This is a genomic window from Ideonella sp. FW305-24 (assembly GCF_058788035.1).
Map to the genome: position 1 here is coordinate 325,659 of NZ_JBYTAI010000003.1, position 24,078 is coordinate 349,736.

The following is a 24,078-nucleotide window of genomic DNA, read 5'->3' on the forward strand; positions in this document are numbered from 1 at the left end:
CATGAACATCGCAATTCTGGGCAACACCCCACTCGCCAGCGAGCTGGCAAGTCGCCTCGCCAATTCACACAGCGTGTACCTGCTCGCCGAGCGCTCGCGCGCCCCACGGGTAGAGGCAGGCGCCACCGTGTTGACCAGCGCCCCGGAACTGGCGCGCCGCTGCGATTTGATCGTCGTCTGCGCGGCTTCGGCGGTCGAGGCGCACGAACGCCTGCTCGGCGCAGAAGGCGCGCACGCTGGCCTGTCGGCCGGCAAGATTGTGATTGACCAAACCGTGGGAAGTCCTGAAGACGCCATCGCGCTCTCGGTCGCACTCGACCCACTCGGCGTGACGCTGATCGAAGCACCGATCCACTGCGAACGCATCGAGTTGCTGAACGAAGCCTCAGCGATCCTATGCGGTGGCCCGAGCGCTGCTTTCGCCAAGGTGCGTCCCGTGCTCGAAGCCATCGGGCCCCCCGTGGTCCACTGCGGTGAGTCGGCGGGCAGCGGCCAGGCGGCTCGACTCGTGGTGGCCTCGGTCGCGGCATGCAATCGGATGGTGACCTACGAGTGCGCGGCCATGGGCCTGCGCAACGGACTCAGCATCGCGGACATGGCCACAGTGCTGAATCGCTGCTCGGGGGCCAACAGCGGCACGGCACGCGTGCTGCCCGCAATCGCCACGGGCGGGCGCAGCGCGGACGTCCCACTCGACGGTGTCGTCGAAGACCTGATCCGCGCCTCGCGACTGGCGGCCCAGGTCGGCGCGCCCATGCTCATTGGCAACCTGGTCCGCAGCCTGCTGCAGGCGGAATCGAATGCACTGGGTGCATCAGCGCTGTTGGACGACACCTTCCGCGTTTTTTCCAACGGCGTCGGCTCGCACGCAGGAAGCGCAGACGGCAGCACTCCCTGAAGCCGTCCCGGCCCCACTGGCCACGGCTGGACTCGACATGCCATCCGTTGCGAAGGACTGGCCAATTGACTTGCATCAGTTCGGGCAAGCTCAGCATCGGGCTTGCGCCCACGGCCTGACGTGCAACCCATGATCGCAGCCGAGATCAACTCGTCGGCAATGCAGATGGTTGCGGTCGACGCGAGCCTCGCCGCAACCATCCAGCGCGTGCTGCTGGCGATGTGCTCGCGCGAGCTGGTGCATTCGGGGTCCTGGGTGGGCGTCCGAATCTGCGGCCACTGACTGCCAGAAAAACGAATGGAACTTCGGCAACTTCGCTATTTCGTGAGCGTGATCGAGCTGGGCAGCTTCGGTCGTTCGGCCAAGGCGCTGGGCGTCGTCACGTCGGCGCTCAGCCAGCAGGTCAGTCGGCTGGAAGGGGAGCTGAGCACGCGACTGTTGAGCCGTTCCGCAAGCGGCGTGCAGGCAACGGATGCTGGCATGGCCTTCTACAAGCAGGCCCAACTGAGCCTGCGCCATGCGGACGACGCCGTGCGTGCGGCACGACAAGCACGCCTGTCGGGCCACGTCAGCATCGGCATGTCGTCCTCAACATCGGCGGTGCTAGGGCTGCCGCTGATCATGGCCATGCGCGCGCGATATCCCGACGTGCGCCTGCGAATGGTCGAGAGCCTTTCAGGCAATCTCATTGCGATGCTGAATGCTCGTCAGCTCGATCTTGCGGTGTTGTTCGAAGCCGGCGCAGCGCAGCGTTGGACCCTGCTGCCACTGCTGAACGAGCGACTCTTTCTCGTCGGCCTGCGCGAGATGCCTGAACTGAAGGCCCTGCTTGGCCGCACGCGTCTATCGATGGCTCAGCTCGCAGGCGTGCCGCTCGTGTTGCCGAGCCGCTCGCATGGGTTGCGTGTCGCAGTCGACGCCGCGTTCATGCGCAGGCGCTGCGAGCCCAGCCTGGTGCTCGAAGTCGACGGACTGGCCGTGCTGATGGACGCGGTGCGCTCCGGGATCGGCGCAACCCTCCAGCCCGGCGCTGCGACCGTGCGGCTACCCGACGATGCAGTGGCGCGGATCGAGATCTCAGACCGCCAGGCGCGGCGCGAAAACCTGCTCGCGAGCCTCAGCGAGGACGAGCTGTCGCCTGCGGCGTTGGCGGCACGCATCGTGTTGCGCGATGTCGCCGCACGCCTGGTGACAGGCGGCCATTGGCCCGGCGCGACCCTTCACGATCCGTGAACACCCGTTGACGGACATCTCACTACCGCACTCAAGCCCTCCTTCCTAGACTCACCTCATGGCAAACAGAAAGATCGACGTCCTGGTCATTGGTGGCGGCAACGCCGCACTTTGTGCCGCGCTGATGGCGCGCGAGGCAGGGTCCTCGGTGCTGGTCCTTGAAGCGTCGCCACGCGAATGGCGCGGTGGTAACTCACAGCACACGCGCAACCTGCGCTGCATGCACGACGCACCGCAGGATGTGCTAGTCGATGCCTACTCCGAAGAAGAGTTCTGGCAAGACCTGCTCAAGGTCACGGGTGGCGCCACAAACGAAGCGCTCGCTCGGCTGGTGATCCGTGCCTCGGCAACTTGCCGACCCTGGATGAAACGCCACGGCGTGCATTTCCAACCGTCGCTGTCGGGCGCGTTGCACACCGCCCGCACCAACGCCTTCTTCATGGGCGGCGGCAAGGCGCTCATGAACGCCTACTACCGCAGCGCAGAACAACTCGGCGTACGCATCCGCTACGACACGCCGATTGACCGCATCGAGTTACGCGATGGCCGATTTGTGGCAGCCTGCTCGGGAACTGAGCGCTTCGAGGCGCGCAGCTGTGTGCTGGCTGCGGGCGGCTTCGAATCCAACCGCGAATGGCTGCGCGAAGCCTGGGGAATCAACGAGCGCGGCGAGCACCCGGCTGACAACTTCCTCATCCGTGGCACCCGCTTCAACACCGGCACGCTGCTGCGTTTCATGATCGACGCCGGTGCCGACAAGATCGGCGACCCGACCCAGGCCCACATGGTGGCCATCGATGCACGCGCGCCGCTTTACGACGGCGGCATCTGCACACGCATCGACTGTGTATCGCTCGGCGTTGTGGTGAACCGCGATGCCGAACGCTTCTACGACGAAGGCGAAGACTTCTGGCCAAAGCGCTATGCCATCTGGGGGCGTTTGGTGGCTCAGCAGCCCGGCCAGACTGCCTACTCGATCATCGACGCCAAGGCCCAGGGCCGTTTCATGCCGCCGGTGTTTCCCGGCGTCAAGGCCGGCAGCCTGCCGGAACTCGCACGCTCGCTCGGTCTGGACGAAGCGCGCTTCGTGCAGACGCTCGATGCTTACAACGCTGCGTGTCGAACTGGCACTTTCGATCACACCAAGCTGGACGACTGCGACACCGCCGGCCTGACCCCCGCGAAAACCCACTGGGCAAGGCCCATCGACACGCCGCCGTTCTGCGCCTATGCACTGCGGCCGGGCGTCACGTTCACCTACCTAGGGCTGAAGGTCGACGAGACCGCTGCAGTGCGCTTTGGTGGTCGCGCCAGTCCCAACCTGTTTGTCGCGGGCGAAATGATGGCCGGCAACGTGCTCGGCAAAGGGTACACCGCGGGGGTCGGCATGAGCATCGGCACCGCCTTCGGCCGCATCGCCGGCGTGCAGGCTGCCAAGGCGGCAGCGATGGAGCATGACCATGAAGCAGCTTGAAACTCTGACGCGCGAGGCCGCAGCTCTGGCCGACGGCGGTAGACGCGTGATCCCGATCAAAGCCATGACTGCCAGCGAAACGGAAGTCGAGCGTGTGCTACAGATCTGCAACGCGTGCCGTTACTGCGAGGGCTTTTGCGCCGTGTTCCCTGCTATGACGCGCCGCCTGTCTTTCGCCAAGGCCGACGTCAATTTCCTCGCCAATCTGTGCCACAACTGCGGGGCCTGCCTGCACGCCTGCCAGTATGCGCCGCCGCACGAGTTCGCCGTCAACGTGCCGCAAGCGATGGCCAAGGTGCGCCTTGAGACCTACACCGAATATGCCTGGCCGTCCGCGCTAGGGGCACTCTACAAGCGCAATGGGTTTGTGCTTTCGATGGCTCTCGCAATCGGTCTGGCGCTGTTCCTGGTCCTGGCGGCGGCGTTGAACGGCGCACTGTGGGGCGCCCCACCTGGCGGCTACTACGCCATCTTTCCGCACAACCTCATGGTATTGCTATTCGCACCGATCTTCCTCTTCTCGGTCGTTGCGCTGAGCATCGGCGTGCGAGGCTTTTGGCGAGCCGAGGCATCCGGCCCCGCCTCGACGCCAGCCGCAGCCGAGGCGCTGCACAACATGTTGACGCTGAAATACCTGGATGGCGGCCACGGCGAGGGCTGCAACAACGCGGATGACCGCTTTTCGCACCTGCGACGCCGCTTTCATCACCTGACGTTCTACGGCTTCATGCTGTGCTTCGGCGCCACCAGCACCGCGACGCTTTGCCACTACGCGCTCGGCATGCCGGCACCGTACGGCTATGCCAGCCTGCCGAAGCTGCTGGGCATGGTCGGTGGCATCTCGCTGATGTCCGGAACAGCCGGTCTGTTCTGGCTGAACCTCAGGCGCCACCCATTGCAGCAGGACACCGCGCAACGGCCGATGGATCGCGGGTTCATCGCGCTGCTGTTCCTCACCGCGGCGAGCGGCCTAGTGCTAACGCTGGCAAAGGAACACGCCATCCTGCCGCTGTCACTATGCCTTCATCTCGGCGCGGTCATGGCCCTTTTCGCGACCCTTCCCTATGGCAAATTTGCACATGGTATTTACCGCAGCGCAGCATTGCTGAAATGGTCCATCGAACGCCGCCAGCCAAGCAAGCTTCAACTTGCCGAAGATTGAATCCAAGGGGAACGAAATGGAGACCAGCGGCATGCACCGCGGTGCAATCCGTCGCCAGTTTTCAGGATTTCCGGCCGCCGCAGTGCCTGAGCCAGATGGCAGTAAGGAGGACATCGATGCGATGGTCGACCGTAACGGTAAGGTTTTCATCAAACCCGTGTTCAAGGGCGACATCAGCGAGAGGGATGAGGCTGGTCTGATCGGGTAAACAACAGACATGAGGACGACGCTGGCGGAGATGGAGCGCCCATACTTCGTGGAACCGCGCGACGCGATTTGAGCGGAACAGTGTCGGTCTCCCAGCGCACCGAGCAACCGTGCCAACCCAACATTGAGACAGGGTGGGTGCCGACTTTGAGAGGAGCCGCCCAGCTAGTCCAAGCGGCGCCGGTAGGCCGAGCACGAGGTTCGCCCACTACACGGTCCGTGCCACGGCATCCACAAGGCCAGCAGGCGTCGGCCCGGCCAGACCTGAGCGTCAAGCTGCGGAGTGCGCTCAACAATCAGGAACATCGTGTCTCTCCGCTATCGGGCAGACTTCGGACCTCATCTGCCGATGACTCACCACCAGCCGGAGACAGCCTTGCCTTCCCGGTCCTGCCTAAAGCTTTGAGGGAGCCGTTTGTGGTTGTTGTTCTCTCGGAGAAAGCCAGGCTGCCGAGTGGATGCCCGCCCCGCATTCGTCGGTCGCCGAGCGGCATCAAGCGCACCATTTGCGAGCGCAGCCGCAAGGGAACCGTGGATTAAATTGGGGGGACCCGCGCCTGCGTTGGCGCAGGCCGTCTATGCCGCGAAAGCCCCTTGCCGCTGCGCGTGCGGCGCGACGATCCGCATGTCTGGCGACCGGCGAGGCGAGGCACGGGCGAATGCATGGCGACGAGGGAATCGGGCAAGCTACGGCCCCGGGGCCGTAGCGCAGACCGCTCTCTGCGTGCGTGCGAAAGCACGCGCGCCCATCACCCGCATTTACGATTTGTGACGTAACGCCTCTGGACAATACCTCCCTCCGTAGACATCAATAGCGAATTGAACAAGGCCGACTCCGAAGCGGTCCGACAAGCACCCGTCGCTCGATGTGGTTCGCTTGGAAAAAAACGGGGGCGCCTGAACAGCGACGACGTCAGTCTGAGCGACTCGATGGCGCGCGCCGGCATCGACGCAGATCGTTTCCAGTGCCCACGGCAACGGGACCACCGTCTCTGCGGCCGCGAACAGCTGTACGCCTCGCGCGTCGTCCGAAAGGAGATTGCGCCATGCTGGACAGAGATCAACTGGAGACGTTTGCGTGCGTCGCCGAGCAACAGAGCTTCGAACGAGCAGCCACGCTTTTAAACGTGACGCGAGGTGCCGTCTCGCAACGGATCAAGGCGCTCGAAGAATCGCTCGCAACCATCCTTCTGCTGCGCGAGAAGCCTGTCACACCGACACCCGCTGGCGAGGTGCTGCTGCGTCACGTCAAGGCGCTGCGTCTGCTTGAGGCATCCTCGCTGCGCGAACTCTGGAACTCATCCGCTGGACACGGTCCGGTGCCGCTGGCAATTGCGGTGAACGCCGACTCCCTGGCCACCTGGTTCATGCCACTGATGCGCGACCTTTTCTTGCAGCGCGCAGTCGCGCTTGAGGTGGTCACCGACGACCAGGACCACACCTCCGGTCGCCTGCGCCGTGGGGAGGTCGTCGGTTGCATCTCGACTGATGCCAAGGCAGCCTCAGGATTCGTCGCAGAACCTCTCGGGGCCATGGAGTACCGCTGCTACGCGACGCCAGCTTTCGCGGCGGAGTTTCTGGGCGACGGCCTGACAGTGGCGAACGTGCTGCGCGCGCCAGCGATCCATTTCAATCGCAAGGACGCGCTGCATGCGGAATTTCTGCAACGGCGGTTCGGCGTTCGCATCGACCGCTATCCCCGCCACTACCTGCCCTCCCCATCCGCCCTGCTTGAAGGCATCGCGATGGGTGCCGGCTACGGGTTGGCGCCCTCCACCCAAGCCCAACGCCTGGTTCAGGAAGGGGTGCTGCAAGAGCTGGCACCGGGCGATCCTGTGCACGTCGACTTGTTCTGGCATCACTGGGAGATGGAGCCGCCCATGGCCAGGGAGATCACCGACCTGATCGTCGGCCATGCGGCGAAGTGCCTCGTCCAACCGCGCCGGTCGACCAGCAAGCCACGCCGTCAGCGGACGCTGTCTTCGCTACCGGCGCGACGCAGGCCACGCGAAGTGGTCATCGCGTCGATGTAGCGCGGCTCGCGCCACGGCAGCGGACGCCAACCCGGCAAGGAGCGAGACCAGCTCGCGATTCGGAATCGGCCAACTCAGCCAGGTCACGACGAAGACAGCCAACGCGACAAGAAAGCCGGTCGCGATCACCCAGGTTTCGTCAACCCTGTGCCCATGCCTTCCAAGGAGAAAGCCATAAAGGCTGACGCCGACACTGGCGATGTAGACCACATTGACCGACACCATCGTGTCCACGATGGGCAAACCACTGGCCGTCAAAGTCGCTGCGACGGCCATGGCGATGGAGGCCGGGACAAGAGGCGTCATCCAGAGGCGGCGAGGCCCAGCTGCCTGCAGCGCTGACACCATGGCGCGCAGCACCGCGCCGCCCGATCCAAGCGCCGCGACACAAAGCGCGCCGAGCATCATCGGGGCAACACCGACCGCCAGATGCTTCGCGGCCAGCGACAGCGCCTGCGGCACGACCTGCTTGGGATCCGCGATGCCAGGCCAACTCGGCTGGGCAATCGTGGCCAGCACGACCGCAGGGGGCAGGAACGCGAGGAAGAGCAAACCGACGCCTGCCAGCAGGCAGCCACAGATGGCCGCGCCAGGCCCGCGTGCGGCCAGGACGAACTGATGGTAGTCCGCTCCGGTGCAAACGAGCAGGCCCACGCCAATGGCGATCGTGAAGGTCTGCGCCACGCCGAGCGCCGGCAAGGCCCGAGCGAATGCCGGCAATGATCCGACGTAGAGCTCAACACCGCCGCTCGTGACCAAGGCGAACAAGAGGACCATCGCGCTGGCCGCAAGGCAACCGGCGAAGACGACAGAAGCCGCGCGCAACTCGACGCGAGACGCCGCGAAGATCAGCGCAATGGCTGCGGCATTTGCTGGCACGGCGTTGACACCCAACAAGCGGATGACGGCGACCGCGCCATGGATCTGCGCGGCCAGCACGCCCGCCATCCAGATGACAGAAAGCAGTGCGACCAGCCGTCGCACGCGCTCCCCGCACTGATCTCCAAGCAGGTCCCACACGGGACGGCTTGCCCGCCACAGCCGGCCGGCGACAGCAGCCATCGCCATCATTCCCAGCCCAGTCGCAACACCATAGACCGCACCCGCCATGCCGAATCGCAGGGCGTATTCGCCTGAACCGAACAGGAAGCCAGTGCCGTAGCTGGCCGAGATCAGGAGTGCGCCGACCTGAAGTGCGCCCAGCGTCCGTGCTGTCACTGCGTCGGCCCTCGCTGCCATGAAGCCACCGCTCGCCCGGGACCCGAAAAGTAGGCCTCGCTGACACAGGCGCGCTCCTGGTACTCAGGCAGCGTCGCAAATAGGCGCTGGGCGTCGGGCAGCCTGTAGTACGGAATGGCCGGCAGGAGATGGTGGGTCAGGTGGTATGCGTTGTTCCGTGGATGGATGAGCAGCGACCACGGTCCTGCGGCCTTGATGTCGCGCGTGAAGCTGAACACACCACCAGGCGCAAGGCCATGGTGATCGCACATCTCCCGGAAGGTGGTGATCAAGTGAAAAACCGTGCATCGAGCGGCCAACCACAAGGCAAGCATCCTGACCGCCGCACCGACGCCGGTCGCCGCGGCAAGCGCAGCGAACAGCAGCGTCCACCACGCGAGGATGTACAGCTTCTCTCGGCGGGAAACACCTCTGTCCAACAAGTGCCCGCAAGCCGAACCCAGCACCGCTCGCACGGACAGCGCGTTGACCGCGACCGCCGACACCCAGGATCGAGCCTTCATCGGCGGAATCGGGATCAAGTCGGGGTCGGCGCCCTTCGCCCCGAGGTCCAGATGGTGGCGGAAGTGCAAGTCTCGATAGCGCGGAAGGCTCGCGAACAGTACGGGCGCGATCAACGCCCACGTCACCAGATCGTTCACCACTTGGTCGCGCATCAGGTTACGGTGCGCAGCGTCATGCAGGATGTTGCCCAGCGCCCGCTGGCGATTGCCGAGGACCAGCAGCGCAAGCGGCGATGTCCAGGGTTCGTGCAGCGCGACAGCGAGCGCTGCACAGATCGCTGCAACATCGACAAGAATGTCCCTGATCGGGCGCCAGCCCTCCAGCTCCAGCAGTGGCAGGTGAGGGCTGCCGGCGCGACGCAAGGACTGCCGGAGCAGCGCGATGTCGGACAGTACTTCCGAGCGGGTGGCCATGGCAGACCTCCTTGAGCGCGGCCGACGGGCGCCGTGGAAAGGGCCCGCACTCGACCGGATCGTCCCAGCCGCGACCCCAAGGTACCAAGCCGCCGCCGCCGGTGATCGCGGTTTAGCAACTTTCGCTTCAGGTCAGGAACGCTAAACCGGAGCCGAGCTCATCTCCCGCTTGGTCGTTCGATTGAAGGTTCCTTCGGCGCTGGAGGATGGCCATAATCTCGGCCGGGGTGGGTCCAAGCAGGCTAGAGGAAATCACGATGACCGCAGTTCGCGATCTGCACGACTTGTGCCGAGAGATGACGCCGAGCATTGCCGGTGACGTCTTCGTCTTTTGCACCTTCAGTGACTTCCGACTTCCGCAGGGCGTCGATCCCATCTGCACATTCCGGGAAGCTGAGGGGCTCACCGCCATCATCAGCAAATCGCAGGCGGAGGCAGCCAGCGTTCGCTACACCTTCCCCTGTCGCCTCATCACCCTCACCGTCCAGTCATCGCTCGATGCAGTCGGTTTTCTGGCCTGCATCACGGACAGGCTCGCGCACGCAGGCATCGCCTGCAATGCTGTGGCGGCCTTCCACCACGATCACCTCTTCGTGCCCGAAGCCCGCGCTGCGGAAACGATGGAAGTCCTCCGCCGGCTCTCCGCAGACGCCAGCGTCTCCTGATTTCGGTTGAGCCTCGCCCTTGCGCGATTTGCTGTCGTTTAGCAGAGCTGACGCGGCCACAAAATTTACGCAAACCGGTCCTGATGCATTGACAGGCACTGCAGCTGGTTTCTAGGCTGCGCTCGCGGAATCTCTTGGATCGTATGACCCGCAGTCGGGACGACGGATGAAGAGGTACCGGATTCATTGGGAGCGCCGCCATGAGCACGTCGCAGTCACGAGCCAAGAAGCATCCGACCAATCGCCCTGCTTTGGATCAGGATTGGCGCGGGCGCCGAACGCCTGCAGGACGCCCGCGATTTGCATCCGCCGTGCCTGTCCCTCCAACGGTCGCATCCCTCGCCCGAGATCGCGGACAAGTCCATGCATCGTGGATCTCCGAGCACGGCTGGCTTGAACTCGTCGTGGGCGCTGATGCCGCCGGCCTGCAAGTCCAGCTGAATACCTGGCTGCACACTGGCACGGCATTGGAGGAGTGCTTCGTCATCCACACCCTGGCCGAGTTCGAGCATTGGCTCGCCAAAGCGCCGACCAAATTCGATCACCCCATCGCTCACGACGAACTGCGGAGGTTTGCGCATGGCAACCTCGCTCAATGACGCCGACCGGCGCAGTGAACCTGCACTTTCCGCTTGCCCCCCAGCAGCATTCGAGCTTTGCGAGTTGGCCAGTTCGCTGACCTTCGCCGACCTGGCGAGCGTCATCTCTGCGCTGGAACTGGCTGCGCAGACGGGCGGCGCAAGCGCAGCACTTTTCGTCTGGGCGATCTCACACAGCGGCCAGGGCTGGTACCGATCCATCGCGGCACTGGACCCAGACTGGACGGCAAGCGCGCTGAGGCAATTGCACAGCGGCCCATGCAATTGGTTGGCCCATGCTGCGCGATCGAGCGAGCCCCTGCTCGTTCAGCAGTCCCTCGATGAGCGACAAGAAGCAGAAAACCAGAATCCCGACCCCAGCGGACGTGCGCGAGCAGTCTGGCTGATTCCTGCGCCGCTTCCTCGAGGTTCTGACGCACTGGGCCTCCTGATACTGGCAGGCGAGGATGCGCATTGCCTCGACCCCGCCAGCCGCCTGATGCTGGTCTACCGCGCCCTGGCTCTGGGGCTGACGGACTGGTTCCAGCGTCGAGGGCGCGACGAACTGGTTCAACGCGCTCACCTGACGGACCGTGACCTCGAACTGCTGCGTCGCGAGTCGCTTGGGCAGGGTTCAAAGCAAATTGCATCGGCCCTGAACACGGAGCCGAAGACCGTCGACTGCCGCTTTCATCGGCTCAACGTGCGGCTTGGCGTAGCCAGTCGCCGCGATGCGGTCCGGTTGTGCAAGCGATATGGGCTGCTCTGAGACAAGCCCGTCGCCGGCGCGCAAGAAAGTCGCGCAATTGAAGCAGTGGTGCACGCGGATACGGCGCATAGAGTGAACTCAATGCAAGTCGCCGGGTATCCCGAAGCGGCCTCGCAGCCTCAGAAGGAGCCGCGACATGACAACTGCAATGACCGCCCGCGTCTCTTCGCAGACGAGTTCCCCGCTGCGCCAGCGCTGGATCGCCTCGGCGCTGGCAACCCTCGCAGCCATGACCGGTGCTTTCTTCGCAGGTCCTGCCCATGCGGTCGACGGCTGCCTCGTACTGCTCTGCTTCGCCGCGCCCAGCTGGCACGCCATCCCGCAGTGCGTCCCGCCGATCAAGCAGGTGTTGCATGACCTGGCCTTTGGCAAGCCGTTCCCGACCTGCGGCATGGCCGGTGGCGGCAACTCGGCCAACAACGCCTGGGCCAACGCACCAAGCTTCTGCCCGGCGCAGTACACGCGGGTCTTCGAGAGCGACATCGGCCCCGTCTACACCTGCGACTACACCGGCGCGGTGTCCGTCTCGATCAATGGCGAGCCCTTCACCCGCACTTGGTGGAGCATGAGCGGCGACACCGTGACCGAATTCAGCCAGGCTGCGAAAACACAGCTCGGCACCTGGGACACACGGTTCGACGACGACTACGCAGCCTGGCTCGCCTCGTTGCCGCCGCCACCAGTCGAACCGGGCAACTGAGGTCCATGCCATGGACGCGTCCGCCTTCCTCGCGTTGGCAGTGACCTGTGCACCGCAGGTGCACGCCGACACCGCACGGGCTCTCGTCACCGTCGAAAGCGCCTTCAACCCCTGGGCGATCGGCGTGGTCGGCGGGGCGCTGGTGCACCAGCCGCGGCACCGCGCAGAGGCCCTGGCCACAGCGCGTGCCCTGCGAGCTGCTGGTTGGAGCTTCAGCGTCGGTCTCGGCCAGATCAACGTCGGCAACTTGGAGCGCCTGGGCCTGACGATTGAATCGGCCTTCGAGCCATGCACCAACCTGGCGGCCATGCAGTCCGTGCTGGTCGAGTGCTTTGACCGCGCACGTACTTCGGCAGCGGCTACGCCGGTCGACCAAGCGGCCTTGCGACAGGCCCTGTCCTGCTACTACAGCGGCAATTTCGTCACCGGCTTTCGCCAAGGCTACGTGCGCAAGATCGTAACCGCCGCGGTCACCGCTGCACGTCCCGTTTTAACCGCCCAACCAAAGGACAAGACATGAAGCCCCTCACATCGATTCGCCGCGCCGCACCGGCGCTGGCAACCTTGCTGGTGCAAACCGCACCTCGAATGGCCATGGCCGACGGCTTCGACAAGATCAACACCACGGTGATGAACGTCAACGCCATCCTGGTGACGATCTCGATCGCGGTGGTGACCATCGCCATCATCTGGGCCGGCTTCAAGATGATCTTTCAAGGCGCGCGCCTGGCTGATGTGTCCAACGTGCTGATCGGAGGCACGTTCGTCGGCGGCGCCGCGGCTTTCGCCAGCTACATCGTCAGCTGAGCGACGACAGGCCAGACCATGCAAGTCGAAGCCATCTACAAGGGCGCAACGCGCCCGGCCATGAAGCTGGGCATCCCGCTGGTGCCACTGGTGGTGCTGTTTGGCACCGGGATGCTGCTGGTCATCTGGGGCGGCATCCTGGTGAGCTGGTGGATTGCCCTCGGGGTGGTGATCGCATTGGTACCTGCGCTGCTGTGGATGCGCTTCGTGACCGCCAAGGACGACCAGCGCTTTCGGCAAATGTTTGTCGCCCTGAAGCTGCGCCTGCACGACCGCAACCGCCGCTTGTGGTACGCGCGCAGCTACACGCCCACCCTTTACCGGAGCAACCGCGATGCTTGGCATGTCTAAGACCAACGGCGCCGACGCGCGGCCGGGCCGAGACGCCCGCGTGGCTTCGCGGCCTCGGTACTGGGCGCAGGCCCGGACCGAGAACCCGTTGGCCCGCTTCATCCCGTTTTCGTCGCTGCTCAGCCCGCACGACGTCATCACACGGGGTGGTGACTACCTGCGCGTGTGGCGCCTGGACGGCGTGGCCTTCGAGTGCGCCGATGACCAGCAGATCAGCGAGCGGCACGAGGCCTTGTGCAGCCTGCTGCGCAACCTGGCCGGTGGCCAGTGGGCGCTGTGGACGCACCGGTTGCACCGGATTGCAAGCGACAGCCTGCAGGACCCGGCACAGCCCGGCTTCGCCCGGGACCTGTCCATCGCCTACCAAGCCAAGCTCGGCGAGCAGCGGATGATGAGCAACGAGCTCTACCTGACGCTGGTATACCGGCCCAATGTGTCGCGTGTGAGCCGTGCGCTGCAGTCGACTCAGCGTACGCGCGCCGCCATCGCCGAAGCGCAAAGCGAGGCCCTGCGGATCATGGAAGAGCGCAGCGCGCTGGTGGACCGGGTGTTGCGCGGTTTCGGTCCCCAATTGCTCGGCAAGCGGGCGCACCGCGGCCGGACCTACTCCGAACTGGCCGAATTCCTCGGCTACCTGGTCAACGGCCGCTGGCGGCCCATTCCGATGACGGCTGGGCCGCTTTACCGAACGCTGCCCACGGTTCGGCTGTCCTTCGGGGGCGACAAGCTCGAACTGCGCCACGGCGATCAGCGGCGTTATGCAGCCCTGGTGGACATCAAGGAGTACGCCGATGCGGTCGAGCCCGGCATCCTCAACGCCCTGCTCTACGAGGCCAGCGAGTTCATCGAGACGCAAAGCTTCTCGATCCTGCCGCGCCGCGAAGCGATGCGCTCGCTGGAACTGCAGCGCGACCAGCTCATCGCCAGCGACGACGTGGTGGCCAGCCAGGTGGCCGAGATGGACGTGGCGCTGAACGAACTCGGCGACGGCCAGTTCTGCATGGGGGAGTATCACTACAGCCTCGTCGTGTTTGGTGAGGATGTGGCCGATGCCGGCCGTCGGGCGGCGCAGGCCATCGGCGCGATTGGTGAGGCTTCCAGCCTGCAGATGTCGCCGGTGGACTTGGTGGCCGATGCCGCTTGGTTCGCCCAGATGCCAGGTAACTGGCAGTGGCGACCCCGGGATGCCAAGCTGTCCTCGCGCGCCTTTGCGGCACTCGCCAGCGCTCACAACTTCGCCCGCGGCAAGCGTGAGGGCAATCCCTGGGGCGAGGCGCTGGCCCTGCTGCGCACGCCCTCAGGCCAACCGTTCTACCTGAACCTGCACAGCAGCCCTGAAGGCGAGGATTCGGCCGACAAGAAGCTGCCGGGCAACACGCTGATCATCGGCTCGACCGGTGTGGGCAAGACGACGCTGGAGATGTTCCTGCTGACGCTCACGCGCAAATGGAACCCGGCGCCGCGGCTCGTGCTGTTCGACCTGGACCGTGGCTGCGAGATCGCGATCCGGGCTCTGGGCGGACGCTACTTCACACTCGAAGCCGGCAAGCCCACCGGCTGCAACCCATTGCAGCGCGAGCCGACACCGGCGCGCATTCAGTTCTGGGAACAGTTGATCCGCACCTGCATCGCCACGCCGAGCATGCCCCTGCTGCCGGCCGACGAACGGGCCATCGCCGATGCGGTCAGGGCCATGGCAATGATGCCGGCGCCACTTCGCCGCTTCTCAACCGTGCGCCAGAACCTGCCGAAGGCGGGTGAGAACAGCCTGTTCGAGCGGCTGGGCCGCTGGTGCCAGGGTGGCGCGCTGGGGTGGGTGTTCGACCTGGCCGACGATCAGTTGCTCGACCTCGACGAAGCATCGGTCATCGGCTTCGACACCACAGAGTTCCTGGACCTGCCCGAAGTTCGCACGCCGGTGATGATGTACCTGCTGCAGGTGATGGAAGAGTTCGTCAACGGTGAACGCCTGATCTACGTGATCTCCGAGTTCTGGAAGGCGCTCGACCACGAGAGCTTCAGCGACTTCGCCAAGCAAAAGCAAAAGACGATCCGCAAGCAGAACGGCTTGGGCATCTTCGACACACAGAGTCCGTCCGACGTGCTGCGCCACCCCATCGGCCGCACGATGATCGAGCAGAGCGTGACCAAGATCTTCCTGGCCAATCCTGAAGCGGTGCGCGAGGAATACATCGACGGTTTCGGCCTGACGCAGGCCGAGTTCGACATCGTGCGCAGCCTCGGCGCACAAGGCGGCCGGCGCTTCCTGGTCAAACAAGGCCATGCCAGTGCGATTTGCGAGTTGGACCTCGCGGGGCTGGAGGATTTCATGACCGTGCTTTCGGCCACCACCGACAACGTGGCCCTGATGGACGCGGTGCGTGAACGACACGGCAACGATCCGTTTCAATGGCTTCCCGTCCTGCTTGCCGAGGTTCACGATCGCAAGTTTCGAACCTCCAGGAGAGCCGCATGAACGCTGTTCGTCACCTCACTGCAGCGGTCGCCATTGCAGTTGCCGCCACCACCACCAGCGCCCAGTTCGTCAAGGGCAACGAGGCTGTCAAGGTGATGCCTGATGGGACCAAGAAGGTGGAGACTCCGCCTCTTCCGTCAGCCACCCTGGCCATGCCTTGCACTGCCGACAACCCGGCATGCGCAGCGAGTGGATGGCGGATGGTCGAGACCGCGGATGGCCTTCGCGAATGCACCGAGATCTACGCGCGACCGGGAACCTGTCGTCCTTCGACATTCGGCACCGAGAAGAGGCCCCGTTTGTGGATCGTGAAAACGCGAGGTCAGTGGATGCAGTGCCAGCTTCCTGACATCGGCAGCAAGTGCGTGAGCACGAAAGCCTTGCCCTACAGCGCCATTCAATGATTGAGGTGACGCAATGTTCTCGTGGGTCGGATCTCAATTTGACAGCGTTCTGAACACGTATGTACTTGGCGTCGTGTCGGCGCTGATGGCTGGAATCGCACCCATCGCACTGACGGCGATGACTTTGTGGGTGGCCCTCTACGGCTGGGCCGTGCTGCGAAACGAAGTCTCGGAGACCTTGCCTGTCTTCATGTGGAAGGTATTCAAGATCGGCCTTGTCCTGGCCTTTGCTCTGCAGTCCGGCTTCTACATCAGCAACGTCTCCGACACCGCGAACGCACTTGCCACCGGCGTCGCATCGACGTTTCTGCCCGCTGTCGCCAATCCAGCAACCATCGCTACGCCATACGCGATCCTCGACACCTTCAACGACAAGGCCGGCCAGCTCGTGCTGGATCTGTTGAAGGAAGCGGGGATCATGCGGCTGGACCTGATCTTTGCTGCGGTGATCACGGCATTGGGGAACGTGATCTTTCTGTGCATCGCGCTCTTTGTCGTCACGCTCGCCAAGGTGTTCCTGACCTTCGTGATTGCCGTTGGTCCGCTGTTCGTTCTCTGCCTCGCCTGGCGGCCCACGGCCCGCTTCTTTGACAGTTGGCTGTCCATGGTTTTGAACGCCGTTGTGCTGACCTGGTTCGCGTTCTTCGCGCTCGGGCTCAGCGCATACATGGGAGACACGCTGGTCCAGACGATCCAAGACCAAGGCGGCTTCCTCGGCGCAACCTTCAACGTCATCGGCGAGAGCCTGAAGTACTGCGTCGTGATGATCCTCATGGCCATCATCTGCTTCCAGGCGCCCAGCCTGGCCTCCGCACTGACTGGCGGCGCCGCAGTCCAGCAGGGCATGCAGATGATCCAGAACGCCCTGATGGTTTCAGGCCTGCGCTCCGCCTCGTCTGCAAGGGGCACGGGTGGCGCGAGTGCGGCCGGCGGCGTCATTCGCGCCGGTGCCGGCCTGCCCTACGCGACGGGCCAGGCCACCAGCGCCGCTGCCTCGGCCACAGGTCGCGCTGCGGGAGCCATGGCCGCCGGTGCCGGCGCTGTGGTTCGCCAAGGTTACGGCGCGGTGCGAACCGCCGCCTACAAGCTCGCCGCATTGCGCGGTCGGGCGTGATCGTCAACCAGCACAGGAGCCTTGCCATGCGCATCCGTCTCACAGCCGCTGCCGTCGCCTGCGCCATCGCGAGCAGTTTTGGCGCCAGCAATGCCCTCGCCCAGGGCATCCCGGTCATCGATGCCGCGAACCTGATGCAGACCGTCCAGCAGGTCCTTAACGACATCACCGAGATCAACAACCAGGTGCAGCAGATCACCCAGATGCAGAGCCAGCTCGACAGCATCAACGGCATGCGCAACCTCGGCAACGTCTTCAACAACCCGATGCTGCAAAACTACGTGCCGGCGGAGGCCTACACCTTCGTCAACGCCATCAACTCGTCGGGCTATTCCGGCCTGAACGCCACGGCCAAGGCACTGCGCGACGAGGCCATGGTCTACAACTGCACGGACCTGATCGGCGACGCCCGGACCAGCTGCCAGGCCTCGCTGGCCCAGCCGTATCAGTACAAGGGCCTGCTGCAGGACGCGATGAAGTCGGCCGCGGGGCGCCTGTCGCAGATCCAGTCGCTGATGGGCCAGATCAACGCCACCACGGATCAGAAGGCCGTGCAGGAGATCCAGGCCCGTGTCGGCGCGGAAGGCGCCCTTCTCGCGCACGAGATGTCCCAGCTGCAGATGCTGCAAGGCATGGCCGACAGCGAGGAGCGCATCGCCAGGTCGCGCGATCGCGAACGCCAGTACCAGATGCTCGTCCGCACTGGGAAGGTATCCGACTACCTGCCCTGATGCTTGATCCCTGATCCTTCTGCGCCCTGCTCTACCGAAGCCCGCGCGCAGTCCACCTGAGGTCCCAACATGAGTGCCGTCCTGTCACCAGGAATAGCTGCTGCATTGCCCGGTCGCTCCCAAAGCCCGGAGCAGGACGGCGACAAGACCACCGCTGAGCAGGCGGTGATCGACGCCAACCGGGCGTGGGAGCTTGACCGGGCGTTGATGCTCGAACGATCCGAACGGCGGGCATGGTGGGTGGCCATCGCAGGCCTGACGCTGGGTTTCATCGGCATCGCAGCCGTCTTCGTCCAGGGTCCGCTACGCCGCGTTGTGGAGATCCCCATCGTCGTCGACCGGGTCACCGGCGAGGCCACGGTCCAGCAGCGGCTGGACGTCGAAACCATCCCGCCGATGGAAGCGCTCGACAAGCACAACCTCGCCACCTTCGTGCGCGCCCGGGAGGGCTACAGCTGGGCGTTCCTGCAGCGCGACTTCGACCAGGTGGCGCGAATGGCAGTGCCGGCCGTGTTCGCCGACTACAACCGCCAGTTCGAGGGCGACGGTGCCCTGCAGAAGAGGATTGGGCCGACCGAGGATTGGCGCATCAACGTCATCGGCGTGCGCTTGACGGCCTCCGCTCGCAGCGGCAGCAAGGGCCAGGCGACGGTCACCTACGACAAGGTGGTGCGCCTGACGGAGCGCAACCTGCCCGAGGTCACCACGCGGCACGTGGCCAGCGTCAACTTCCAGTACCAGCCCAAGGTGCTGGCCAAGGAGCGCGACCGAATTGAAAACCCGTTTGGCTTCGTCGTCACCGCGTATCGGTCCGACCCCGAGATCAACACGACCGCACCGGGAGCCAAGCCATGAAAGCCCTGACCTGGCTCGCAGCCATGGCCGGACTGACGCTGTACGGCCCAGCCGTCGCCACCTCAGAGCCGGCAGATTCTCGCCTGCGCGAAGTGGTCTATGACCCGCACGCAGTGGTGACAGTCCCAGTCAAGCGCGGTGTCGTCACCCTGGTCGTTCTCGACACCGACGAGTCGATCACCGAGGTAGCGGCAGGCCTGGGCGGCGACTGTGCGAAGGCTGAAGCAGCATGGTGCGTGGCGGCCCAGGCCGGCGGCCGAAACATCTTCGTCAAGCCCAAGAGTTCGGCCAGCGCGGCGAACAACCTGGCCGTGGTCACCGACCGCCGCACACATGCCTTCCGCTTTGTCGTGCTGGCCGATGGCGACCCCAAGCCGCCGGTGTACCGGCTGGTGGTCAGGGCGTCGGCCCAGGTGATGCCTGTTGCTCGGCTCACGCAGCGCGAGACGGCGCCCCTGATCGCACTGCCAGCCTTGCCGCCGCCATTGCCGCCTGAACAAGTCGTCGCCGAACGGCTGCAGGCCAAGCCGCAGGTGATGAACACCCGATATTCGGTTGCCGAAGGCGACGGCTCGCAGGACATCGTGCCGACCCTGGTCTTCGACGACGGCCGTTTCACCTACCTGCGCTTTCCAGGCAACCGCGAGGTCCCGGCCGTGTTCCATGTCTTGGGCGATGGCAGCGAGACGCTGGTCAACGCACGCATGGAAGACGACCTGCTCGTGCTGGACCGCGTCAGCCGGCGGCTGATGCTGCGCGCCGGCGCGGCTGTCGTCGGCCTCTGGAACGAGTCCTTCGACCTGGATGGCAGGCCACCCGCTGATGGCACCACCGTGCCAGGCGTGCAGCGTGTGCTGAAGGACGAAACCGGTGGCCACGCCGTTGCGGCCACCGACATGCACAGAGGAGTGACGCCATGAAGCGCGACACCACCGAGAGCGGCAATGCCGATCCTGAAATTGGCGCCCAGACTGCTGCCGACGCGGACGGCCCCACGATCTCGCCACTGCCCGGCGAGCCCGGCATTCCCAACGTTGCAGCCCGCCAGCGCGTGTCACTGTCGAAGAAGGGCTTGCTGGCGGTTGCACTGCTGATCGGCTCGCTTGTCGCCGTCGCGGGCCTGACGATCCAGCGGTTCACGGCCAGTGGCAAGAAGACCAACGACGCGGCGGCCACGCTGGTGAAGAACAAGCCAACAGCGGCGACCGCAGAGCCGCGCCAGCTTGACATGTCTGCAGCACCCGCGGCAAGCACGCCCGCGGCCACAGCGCCGCGCATCCCGGCCCTGACCCCGACGGCCGAAGAGCTCGCCGAGCCCATCGGCGTCCGCCGGACAGGATCCGGTGATGCCGCGTCGGGCGGTCCGAAGACGGCGTCGCCGCTGGACGCCCCTGTCCTGCTGGTCACCTCCCGCCCGGGCGCATTCAACCGAAAGGCGGATGCAGCCACGCCTCCTGCTCAAGACGGCGCGACTTCGCCCGATGCTGCTAGCCCATTCGATCCAATGGCCGCAACCTCGCGCAACTTGCAGGGCTACCAGCGCCAGCTTCAGGGCCTGCTCGACAGCATGACCAAGTCCGCCGCACTGGCCACAGGCCAGGCGACCGGCCAGACACCGTCGGGATCCCTTCTCGGCGGGCCGCCGATGACCGGCACGGCACCCATTGGTGGAGCCACTGCTGGGGGTGGCCTGTTCGGCGGCCAGCTCCAAGGCTCCGCCACGCCCAAGGTGGCCGCCTCCATGCTCGGCAAGCGAAGCCTCACGCTGCCCAAGGGCACCGCCTTCACCTGTGCGCTCAAGACCAAGGTGATCAGCGCCGCATCCGGCCTGGTCGGCTGCCAGGTGCAGCGCAACGTCTTCAGCGACGACGGGCGCGTGCTGTTGATCGAACGTGGCTCGCACATGGATGGCGAGTACCGCGTTGCATCCGTGAAGCCCGGCACTGTGCGCATTCCGGTGCTGTGGACCCGCATCCGCACGCCGCTTGGCGTCATGGTCGACATCGACTCCCCTGGCACAGGCCAGCTGGGCGAGTCCGGCATTGACGGCTACGTCGACAACCGCTGGGGCGAGCGCATCGGCGCGGCCATGCTGCTGTCCTTGATCGACGACTCGGTCAAGCTCGTCATCCAGAACCAGGCCAACGAAAGTGACAGCAGCGACCAGGCCAACACCGTCGTGCTGCCGTCCACCACGGCCAACACCAACAAGCTCGCCGAGAAGGTGCTGGACAGCACCATCAACATCCCGCCGCTGATCTACCAGAATCAAGGCGGCATCGTGGGCATCTACGTCGCCCGGGACGTGGACTTTTCGTCGGTGTACGCGCTGAGGCCCACCGCCAACGAGCTGGCACGCGAGGTGGCGCCATGAACCCGCACACCTGCGAGCACGAGACCCTGGGCGAAGGCTGGTGCGGTGACGCGACCTCGGTGGTCGAGTTCCTGCGCCCGTTGCGCGACCAGCTCGATGCGCCTGGCGTGCTGGAGGTCTGCATCAACCGGCCCGGCGAATTGCTGGTCGAGACGGTGCATGGCTGGCAGACCGTGCCTGCGCCGGAGATGACGCAGGAGCGCTGCCTGTCGCTGGCGACTGCGGTTGCCACATTCTGCGACCAACAGGTCAACCAGGAACGGCCACTGCTGTCGGCCACGCTGCCCAGCGGCGAACGCATCCAGTTTGTGATCCCGCCGGCGGTGCCGCGCGGCACGGTGTCGGTCACGGTGCGCAAGCCGTCGCACCTGATCAAGCGGCTGGAGGACTTCGAGCGCGAAGGCCTGTTCGAGCGCACGGCCACCGTGACGCGCACGGCGAACGCCGAACTACTGCCGTTCGAGCGCGAACTCATGGCGCTGAAGGACTCACGCCGCTACGCCGAATTCCTGCGTCTGGCGGTGTGCAAGCACCAGACCGTCGTGGTCAGTGGCAAGACCGGCTCGGGCAAGACCACCTTCATGAAGGGCCTGGTCGAGGAAGTGCCCAGGCACGAGCGGCTGATCACGATCCAGGACACGGCCGAGCTGACGCTGCCCAACCACCCGAACGTGGTGCACCTCTTCTACAGCAAGGACGCACAGGGAACGGCCCGGGTGACGGCCAAGTCGCTGCTGGAAGCCTGCCTGCGCATGAAGCCAGACCGCATCTTCCTGGCCGAGGTGCGCGGCGACGAGTGCTTCCACTTCGTGCGCCTCGCAGCCTCTGGCCACCCAGGCAGCATCACCAGCGTGCATGCCGGCAGCTGCGCGCTGGCCTTCGAGCAGATGTCACTGATGATCCGCGAGACCGGCGCTGGCGGCGGACTGCGCTTGAACGAGATCAAGTGGCTGCTGAACGTCGTGGTCGACGTGGTCGTGCAGTTCGATCGCGACGAGCGCGGCCGCTTCATCTCCGAGATCCTCTATGAGCCCCGCGGCCAGCGGCTCAGCCGAGGGGATGCACAGGTGGCGCCAGCATGAGCAGCGTCACTGCCTTGCCGTTTTCTGCATGGCCCGCAGGCCGCAAGGTCGCAGCCTGCGGCTTTGCAGTCATGGGCTACGTCGTGCTGGCCTGTGCGGCGTTCTACGTGGCAGGCGCCCTATTCCTGGTGCTGAACAAGGCCAACCCACGACAGGCGCACTTCGCCAGCATCGTGCACTACTGGGCTTTGTACGCGGAAGATGCTCAGCTCCGCAAGAAGCTGCAGCTCTCAATTGGCGTCTCGGGGTTCGGCCTGCTGATCCTGCTGCCTGCGGGCCTTGTCGCCGCAGCACGGCCGCGCCGCGCGCTGCATGGCGATGCCCGCTTCGCCAGCCCCTCCGAGGTGGACCGCGCTGGATTGACCCGCAGCGACAGCGACGGTCAGCCCGGCATCCTCATCGGCCGGCACCGCGGCAAATTCCTGTCGCTGCCCGGCCAGCTGTCGGTGATGTTGTCCGCCCCAACTCGCAGCGGCAAGGGCGTGGGTGTCGTGATCCCCAACCTGCTGAACTGGCCCGACTCGGTCGTGGTGCTCGACATCAAGGGTGAGAACTACGACATCACAGCAGGCTACCGCGCCACGCATGACCAGGCTGTCTATGCCTTCTCCCCCTTCGACGAAGACGCGCGCAGCCACCGCTGGAACCCGCTGACCGCTGTGCGCTCCAGCCTGCTGCACCGCGTGGGCGACCTGCTCACCATTGGGCAGGTCTTCTTTCCCAACGATGGCGGCGGCACTTCATCGGAAGCCTTCTTCAACGACCAGGCGCGCAACCTGTTTTTGGGTCTGGGCCTGGTGCTCCTCGAAACGCCAGACCTGCCACGCACCATCGGCGAGATGCTGCGCCAGTCCTCAGGCAAGGGCCGCTCGCTCAAGGATCATTTGAGCGGCCTGCTCACAGCACGTAGGAACGAAGGCGCCCCCTTCTCCGACGAGTGTGCGGACGCCCTGCAGCGCCTGTTGTCAAACTCCGAGAACACGCTGTCCAGCGTGGTCGCCACCTTCAACGCGCCGCTGACCATCTTCGCGGATGCCGTGGTCGATGCGGCCACGAGCGCCGACGACTTCCGGCTCCAGGACGTGCGCCGTCGTCGCATGTCGGTCTATGTGCGCATCCCGCCGAACCGGCTGGCCAACGCCCGGCCGCTGCTCAACCTGTTTTTCTCGCAGCTCGTCAACCTGAACACCCAGCACCTGCCCGAGCAGGACCCGACGCTGAAGGTGCAATGCCTGCTGGTCAACGACGAGTTCACGGCCATGGGCCGCGTGGGCGCCATCACCAACGCCGCCGCCTTCCTTGCCGGCTACAACTTGCGTCTGCTGACCGTGGTGCAGGCCATGTCCCAGCTCGATGCCGTCTATGGCGACAAGGAAGCCCGCACATTCGCCACCAACCACGGCTTGCAGATCCTCTTTGCGCCGCGCGAGCAGCGCGACGCCGACGAATACAGCGCCATGCTGGGACAGTTCACCGAGCGCGCTACGTCGCGTGGACGCAGCCGGTCCATCGGCGGTCACGGCCACAGCAGCATCAGCCGAAATGAAAGCGAGCAGCGCCGAGCCTTATTGCTTCCGCAGGAATTCAAGGAGCTGGGCAGCGAACGGCTGGTGGTGATCTTCGAGAACTGCAAGCCCATCCTGGGCAAGAAGATTCGCTACCACCGCGACAAGGCCTTCACCTCACGCCTGCTGTCCCCGCCGCCTGTGCCGCGCATGAACATGGACCTGCACGTCGCACGCGTGCAAGAGCGTTGGCGCTACGCCGACGATGAACTGGCGTCCGGTGAGAGCCTGGACGTCGAGCAACTCGTCTGCGACATGAGCCGTTTGCCTGAGCTACCCGACGGGCAGCCAGGCGAAATGGCCGAGGCCGTGCTGGACTTCGTCGTCAGCCCCAGGGCGGGCCAGGCCGCTAGCGGTGGCTTGATCGAGGCCGCTGCAGACGAAGACGGCGTGCTCATCGACGACCCATGCATCTTCGAGCGCGCAGACATCACTTGAACCGGG

25 protein-coding genes are annotated in these 24,078 nt (G+C 65.1%); 23 read left to right on the top strand and 2 right to left on the bottom strand.

Annotation, left to right across the window (positions count from 1 at the left end; genetic code table 11):
- Window position 1 precedes the first annotated feature (1 nt).
- The 7 genes from AC3WR5_RS10395 (at window position 2) to AC3WR5_RS10425 (ending at window position 7,007) form a co-directional block, all read left to right on the top strand.
- On the top strand, window positions 2-898 hold the full coding sequence (locus tag AC3WR5_RS10395; RefSeq protein WP_492484113.1) for an NAD(P)-dependent oxidoreductase: 897 nt from the start codon (window positions 2-4) through the stop codon (window positions 896-898).
- A 129-nt stretch (window positions 899-1,027) separates the two neighbouring features.
- On the top strand, window positions 1,028-1,180 hold the full coding sequence (locus AC3WR5_RS10400) for a hypothetical protein (RefSeq protein ID WP_492484115.1): 153 nt from the start codon (window positions 1,028-1,030) through the stop codon (window positions 1,178-1,180).
- A 15-nt stretch (window positions 1,181-1,195) separates the two neighbouring features.
- On the top strand, window positions 1,196-2,131 hold the full coding sequence (locus AC3WR5_RS10405; RefSeq protein WP_492484116.1) for a LysR substrate-binding domain-containing protein: 936 nt from the start codon (window positions 1,196-1,198) through the stop codon (window positions 2,129-2,131).
- A 58-nt stretch (window positions 2,132-2,189) separates the two neighbouring features.
- Window positions 2,190-3,605 (top strand): FAD-dependent tricarballylate dehydrogenase TcuA, encoded by a 1,416-nt coding sequence (tcuA, locus tag AC3WR5_RS10410; RefSeq protein WP_492484117.1) that lies wholly within the window; start codon window positions 2,190-2,192, stop codon window positions 3,603-3,605.
- Entirely contained in the window at window positions 3,592-4,767 is a 1,176-nt protein-coding gene (gene tcuB, locus AC3WR5_RS10415; protein ID WP_492484118.1) for a tricarballylate utilization 4Fe-4S protein TcuB, read from the top strand. Before tcuA ends, tcuB begins: the two co-directional genes overlap by 14 nt.
- A complete protein-coding gene (locus AC3WR5_RS10420; RefSeq protein ID WP_492484119.1) occupies window positions 4,754-4,975 on the top strand; it encodes a hypothetical protein in 222 nt (73 codons plus the stop codon). The genes tcuB and AC3WR5_RS10420 overlap by 14 nt, the downstream gene beginning before the upstream one ends.
- 1,045 nt (window positions 4,976-6,020) lie before the next feature.
- Window positions 6,021-7,007, top strand: coding sequence for an HTH-type transcriptional regulator ArgP (locus tag AC3WR5_RS10425; RefSeq protein WP_492484120.1), 987 nt, complete (start codon window positions 6,021-6,023; stop codon window positions 7,005-7,007).
- Here AC3WR5_RS10425 and AC3WR5_RS10430 read toward each other — a convergent pair.
- Entirely contained in the window at window positions 6,960-8,225 is a 1,266-nt protein-coding gene (locus AC3WR5_RS10430) for an SLC5/6 family protein (protein ID WP_492484122.1), read from the bottom strand. The two genes, AC3WR5_RS10425 and AC3WR5_RS10430, sit on opposite strands and share 48 nt — an antisense overlap.
- Window positions 8,222-9,163 (bottom strand): fatty acid desaturase, encoded by a 942-nt coding sequence (locus AC3WR5_RS10435; protein WP_492484124.1) that lies wholly within the window; start codon window positions 9,161-9,163, stop codon window positions 8,222-8,224. Before AC3WR5_RS10435 ends, AC3WR5_RS10430 begins: the two co-directional genes overlap by 4 nt.
- 257 nt (window positions 9,164-9,420) lie before the next feature.
- Between AC3WR5_RS10435 and AC3WR5_RS10440 the strand changes: the two genes are divergently transcribed.
- The 16 genes from AC3WR5_RS10440 (at window position 9,421) to AC3WR5_RS10515 (ending at window position 24,072) form a co-directional block, all read left to right on the top strand.
- Entirely contained in the window at window positions 9,421-9,828 is a 408-nt protein-coding gene (locus AC3WR5_RS10440) for an ACT domain-containing protein (RefSeq protein ID WP_492484126.1), read from the top strand.
- Window positions 9,829-10,028: 200 nt separating this feature from the next.
- Window positions 10,029-10,427, top strand: a complete 399-nt coding sequence (locus tag AC3WR5_RS10445) for a hypothetical protein (protein WP_492484128.1) — start codon at window positions 10,029-10,031, stop codon at window positions 10,425-10,427.
- Window positions 10,408-11,175: a helix-turn-helix transcriptional regulator gene (locus AC3WR5_RS10450; RefSeq protein ID WP_492484130.1), complete on the top strand. Its 768-nt coding sequence runs from the start codon at window positions 10,408-10,410 to the stop codon at window positions 11,173-11,175. Before AC3WR5_RS10445 ends, AC3WR5_RS10450 begins: the two co-directional genes overlap by 20 nt.
- Window positions 11,176-11,311: 136 nt before the next feature.
- Window positions 11,312-11,875, top strand: coding sequence for a hypothetical protein (locus tag AC3WR5_RS10455; protein WP_492484132.1), 564 nt, complete (start codon window positions 11,312-11,314; stop codon window positions 11,873-11,875).
- A gap of 10 nt (window positions 11,876-11,885) precedes the next feature.
- Window positions 11,886-12,395 (top strand): lytic transglycosylase domain-containing protein, encoded by a 510-nt coding sequence (locus tag AC3WR5_RS10460; RefSeq protein ID WP_492484134.1) that lies wholly within the window; start codon window positions 11,886-11,888, stop codon window positions 12,393-12,395.
- Window positions 12,392-12,682, top strand: a complete 291-nt coding sequence (locus tag AC3WR5_RS10465) for a TrbC/VirB2 family protein (protein WP_492484136.1) — start codon at window positions 12,392-12,394, stop codon at window positions 12,680-12,682. Before AC3WR5_RS10460 ends, AC3WR5_RS10465 begins: the two co-directional genes overlap by 4 nt.
- 18 nt (window positions 12,683-12,700) lie before the next feature.
- The gene (locus AC3WR5_RS10470; RefSeq protein ID WP_492484138.1) at window positions 12,701-13,033 is read left to right on the top strand and encodes a VirB3 family type IV secretion system protein; all 333 of its coding nucleotides are present in this window, start codon (window positions 12,701-12,703) and stop codon (window positions 13,031-13,033) included.
- The gene (locus AC3WR5_RS10475; RefSeq protein ID WP_492484140.1) at window positions 13,017-15,509 is read left to right on the top strand and encodes a VirB4 family type IV secretion/conjugal transfer ATPase; all 2,493 of its coding nucleotides are present in this window, start codon (window positions 13,017-13,019) and stop codon (window positions 15,507-15,509) included. Before AC3WR5_RS10470 ends, AC3WR5_RS10475 begins: the two co-directional genes overlap by 17 nt.
- The gene (locus AC3WR5_RS10480; RefSeq protein ID WP_492484142.1) at window positions 15,506-15,913 is read left to right on the top strand and encodes a hypothetical protein; all 408 of its coding nucleotides are present in this window, start codon (window positions 15,506-15,508) and stop codon (window positions 15,911-15,913) included. The genes AC3WR5_RS10475 and AC3WR5_RS10480 overlap by 4 nt, the downstream gene beginning before the upstream one ends.
- A gap of 13 nt (window positions 15,914-15,926) precedes the next feature.
- Window positions 15,927-17,027 carry a TrbL/VirB6 family protein gene (locus AC3WR5_RS10485; RefSeq protein ID WP_492484144.1) on the top strand — a complete coding sequence of 367 codons (1,101 nt, stop codon included), beginning with the start codon at window positions 15,927-15,929 and terminating at the stop codon, window positions 17,025-17,027.
- Between the two features lie 26 nt (window positions 17,028-17,053).
- Window positions 17,054-17,758, top strand: a complete 705-nt coding sequence (locus AC3WR5_RS10490; RefSeq protein WP_492484146.1) for a TrbJ/VirB5 family protein — start codon at window positions 17,054-17,056, stop codon at window positions 17,756-17,758.
- Window positions 17,759-17,827: 69 nt separating this feature from the next.
- Window positions 17,828-18,613 carry a VirB8 family type IV secretion system protein gene (locus AC3WR5_RS10495; RefSeq protein ID WP_492484148.1) on the top strand — a complete coding sequence of 262 codons (786 nt, stop codon included), beginning with the start codon at window positions 17,828-17,830 and terminating at the stop codon, window positions 18,611-18,613.
- Entirely contained in the window at window positions 18,610-19,533 is a 924-nt protein-coding gene (locus tag AC3WR5_RS10500) for a TrbG/VirB9 family P-type conjugative transfer protein (RefSeq protein WP_492484150.1), read from the top strand. The genes AC3WR5_RS10495 and AC3WR5_RS10500 overlap by 4 nt, the downstream gene beginning before the upstream one ends.
- Window positions 19,530-20,987 carry a type IV secretion system protein VirB10 gene (gene virB10, locus AC3WR5_RS10505; RefSeq protein WP_492484152.1) on the top strand — a complete coding sequence of 486 codons (1,458 nt, stop codon included), beginning with the start codon at window positions 19,530-19,532 and terminating at the stop codon, window positions 20,985-20,987. Before AC3WR5_RS10500 ends, virB10 begins: the two co-directional genes overlap by 4 nt.
- The gene (virB11, locus tag AC3WR5_RS10510) at window positions 20,984-22,069 is read left to right on the top strand and encodes a P-type DNA transfer ATPase VirB11 (RefSeq protein ID WP_492484154.1); all 1,086 of its coding nucleotides are present in this window, start codon (window positions 20,984-20,986) and stop codon (window positions 22,067-22,069) included. Before virB10 ends, virB11 begins: the two co-directional genes overlap by 4 nt.
- The gene (locus AC3WR5_RS10515; RefSeq protein WP_492484156.1) at window positions 22,066-24,072 is read left to right on the top strand and encodes a type IV secretory system conjugative DNA transfer family protein; all 2,007 of its coding nucleotides are present in this window, start codon (window positions 22,066-22,068) and stop codon (window positions 24,070-24,072) included. Before virB11 ends, AC3WR5_RS10515 begins: the two co-directional genes overlap by 4 nt.
- Window positions 24,073-24,078 lie beyond the last annotated feature (6 nt).

Excerpts from the sequence above, each read along its gene's own strand:
- AC3WR5_RS10435 (WP_492484124.1), bottom strand. The coding sequence starts at position 9,163 with ATGGCCACCCGCTCGGAAGTACTGTCCGACATCGCGCTGCTCCGGCAG.
- AC3WR5_RS10500 (WP_492484150.1), top strand. The coding sequence starts at position 18,610 with ATGAAAGCCCTGACCTGGCTCGCAGCCATGGCCGGACTGACGCTGTAC.
- AC3WR5_RS10400 (WP_492484115.1), top strand. The coding sequence starts at position 1,028 with ATGATCGCAGCCGAGATCAACTCGTCGGCAATGCAGATGGTTGCGGTC.
- AC3WR5_RS10450 (WP_492484130.1), top strand. The coding sequence starts at position 10,408 with ATGGCAACCTCGCTCAATGACGCCGACCGGCGCAGTGAACCTGCACTT.
- AC3WR5_RS10490 (WP_492484146.1), top strand. The coding sequence starts at position 17,054 with ATGCGCATCCGTCTCACAGCCGCTGCCGTCGCCTGCGCCATCGCGAGC.
- AC3WR5_RS10425 (WP_492484120.1), top strand. The coding sequence starts at position 6,021 with ATGCTGGACAGAGATCAACTGGAGACGTTTGCGTGCGTCGCCGAGCAA.
- tcuA (WP_492484117.1), top strand. The coding sequence starts at position 2,190 with ATGGCAAACAGAAAGATCGACGTCCTGGTCATTGGTGGCGGCAACGCC.
- AC3WR5_RS10405 (WP_492484116.1), top strand. The coding sequence starts at position 1,196 with ATGGAACTTCGGCAACTTCGCTATTTCGTGAGCGTGATCGAGCTGGGC.
- AC3WR5_RS10455 (WP_492484132.1), top strand. The coding sequence starts at position 11,312 with ATGACAACTGCAATGACCGCCCGCGTCTCTTCGCAGACGAGTTCCCCG.
- virB10 (WP_492484152.1), top strand. The coding sequence starts at position 19,530 with ATGAAGCGCGACACCACCGAGAGCGGCAATGCCGATCCTGAAATTGGC.
- AC3WR5_RS10395 (WP_492484113.1), top strand. The coding sequence starts at position 2 with ATGAACATCGCAATTCTGGGCAACACCCCACTCGCCAGCGAGCTGGCA.
- tcuB (WP_492484118.1), top strand. The coding sequence starts at position 3,592 with ATGAAGCAGCTTGAAACTCTGACGCGCGAGGCCGCAGCTCTGGCCGAC.
- AC3WR5_RS10475 (WP_492484140.1), top strand. The coding sequence starts at position 13,017 with ATGCTTGGCATGTCTAAGACCAACGGCGCCGACGCGCGGCCGGGCCGA.
- AC3WR5_RS10495 (WP_492484148.1), top strand. The coding sequence starts at position 17,828 with ATGAGTGCCGTCCTGTCACCAGGAATAGCTGCTGCATTGCCCGGTCGC.
- AC3WR5_RS10440 (WP_492484126.1), top strand. The coding sequence starts at position 9,421 with ATGACCGCAGTTCGCGATCTGCACGACTTGTGCCGAGAGATGACGCCG.
- AC3WR5_RS10480 (WP_492484142.1), top strand. The coding sequence starts at position 15,506 with ATGAACGCTGTTCGTCACCTCACTGCAGCGGTCGCCATTGCAGTTGCC.
- AC3WR5_RS10460 (WP_492484134.1), top strand. The coding sequence starts at position 11,886 with ATGGACGCGTCCGCCTTCCTCGCGTTGGCAGTGACCTGTGCACCGCAG.
- AC3WR5_RS10465 (WP_492484136.1), top strand. The coding sequence starts at position 12,392 with ATGAAGCCCCTCACATCGATTCGCCGCGCCGCACCGGCGCTGGCAACC.
- virB11 (WP_492484154.1), top strand. The coding sequence starts at position 20,984 with ATGAACCCGCACACCTGCGAGCACGAGACCCTGGGCGAAGGCTGGTGC.
- AC3WR5_RS10515 (WP_492484156.1), top strand. The coding sequence starts at position 22,066 with ATGAGCAGCGTCACTGCCTTGCCGTTTTCTGCATGGCCCGCAGGCCGC.
- AC3WR5_RS10445 (WP_492484128.1), top strand. The coding sequence starts at position 10,029 with ATGAGCACGTCGCAGTCACGAGCCAAGAAGCATCCGACCAATCGCCCT.
- AC3WR5_RS10470 (WP_492484138.1), top strand. The coding sequence starts at position 12,701 with ATGCAAGTCGAAGCCATCTACAAGGGCGCAACGCGCCCGGCCATGAAG.
- AC3WR5_RS10485 (WP_492484144.1), top strand. The coding sequence starts at position 15,927 with ATGTTCTCGTGGGTCGGATCTCAATTTGACAGCGTTCTGAACACGTAT.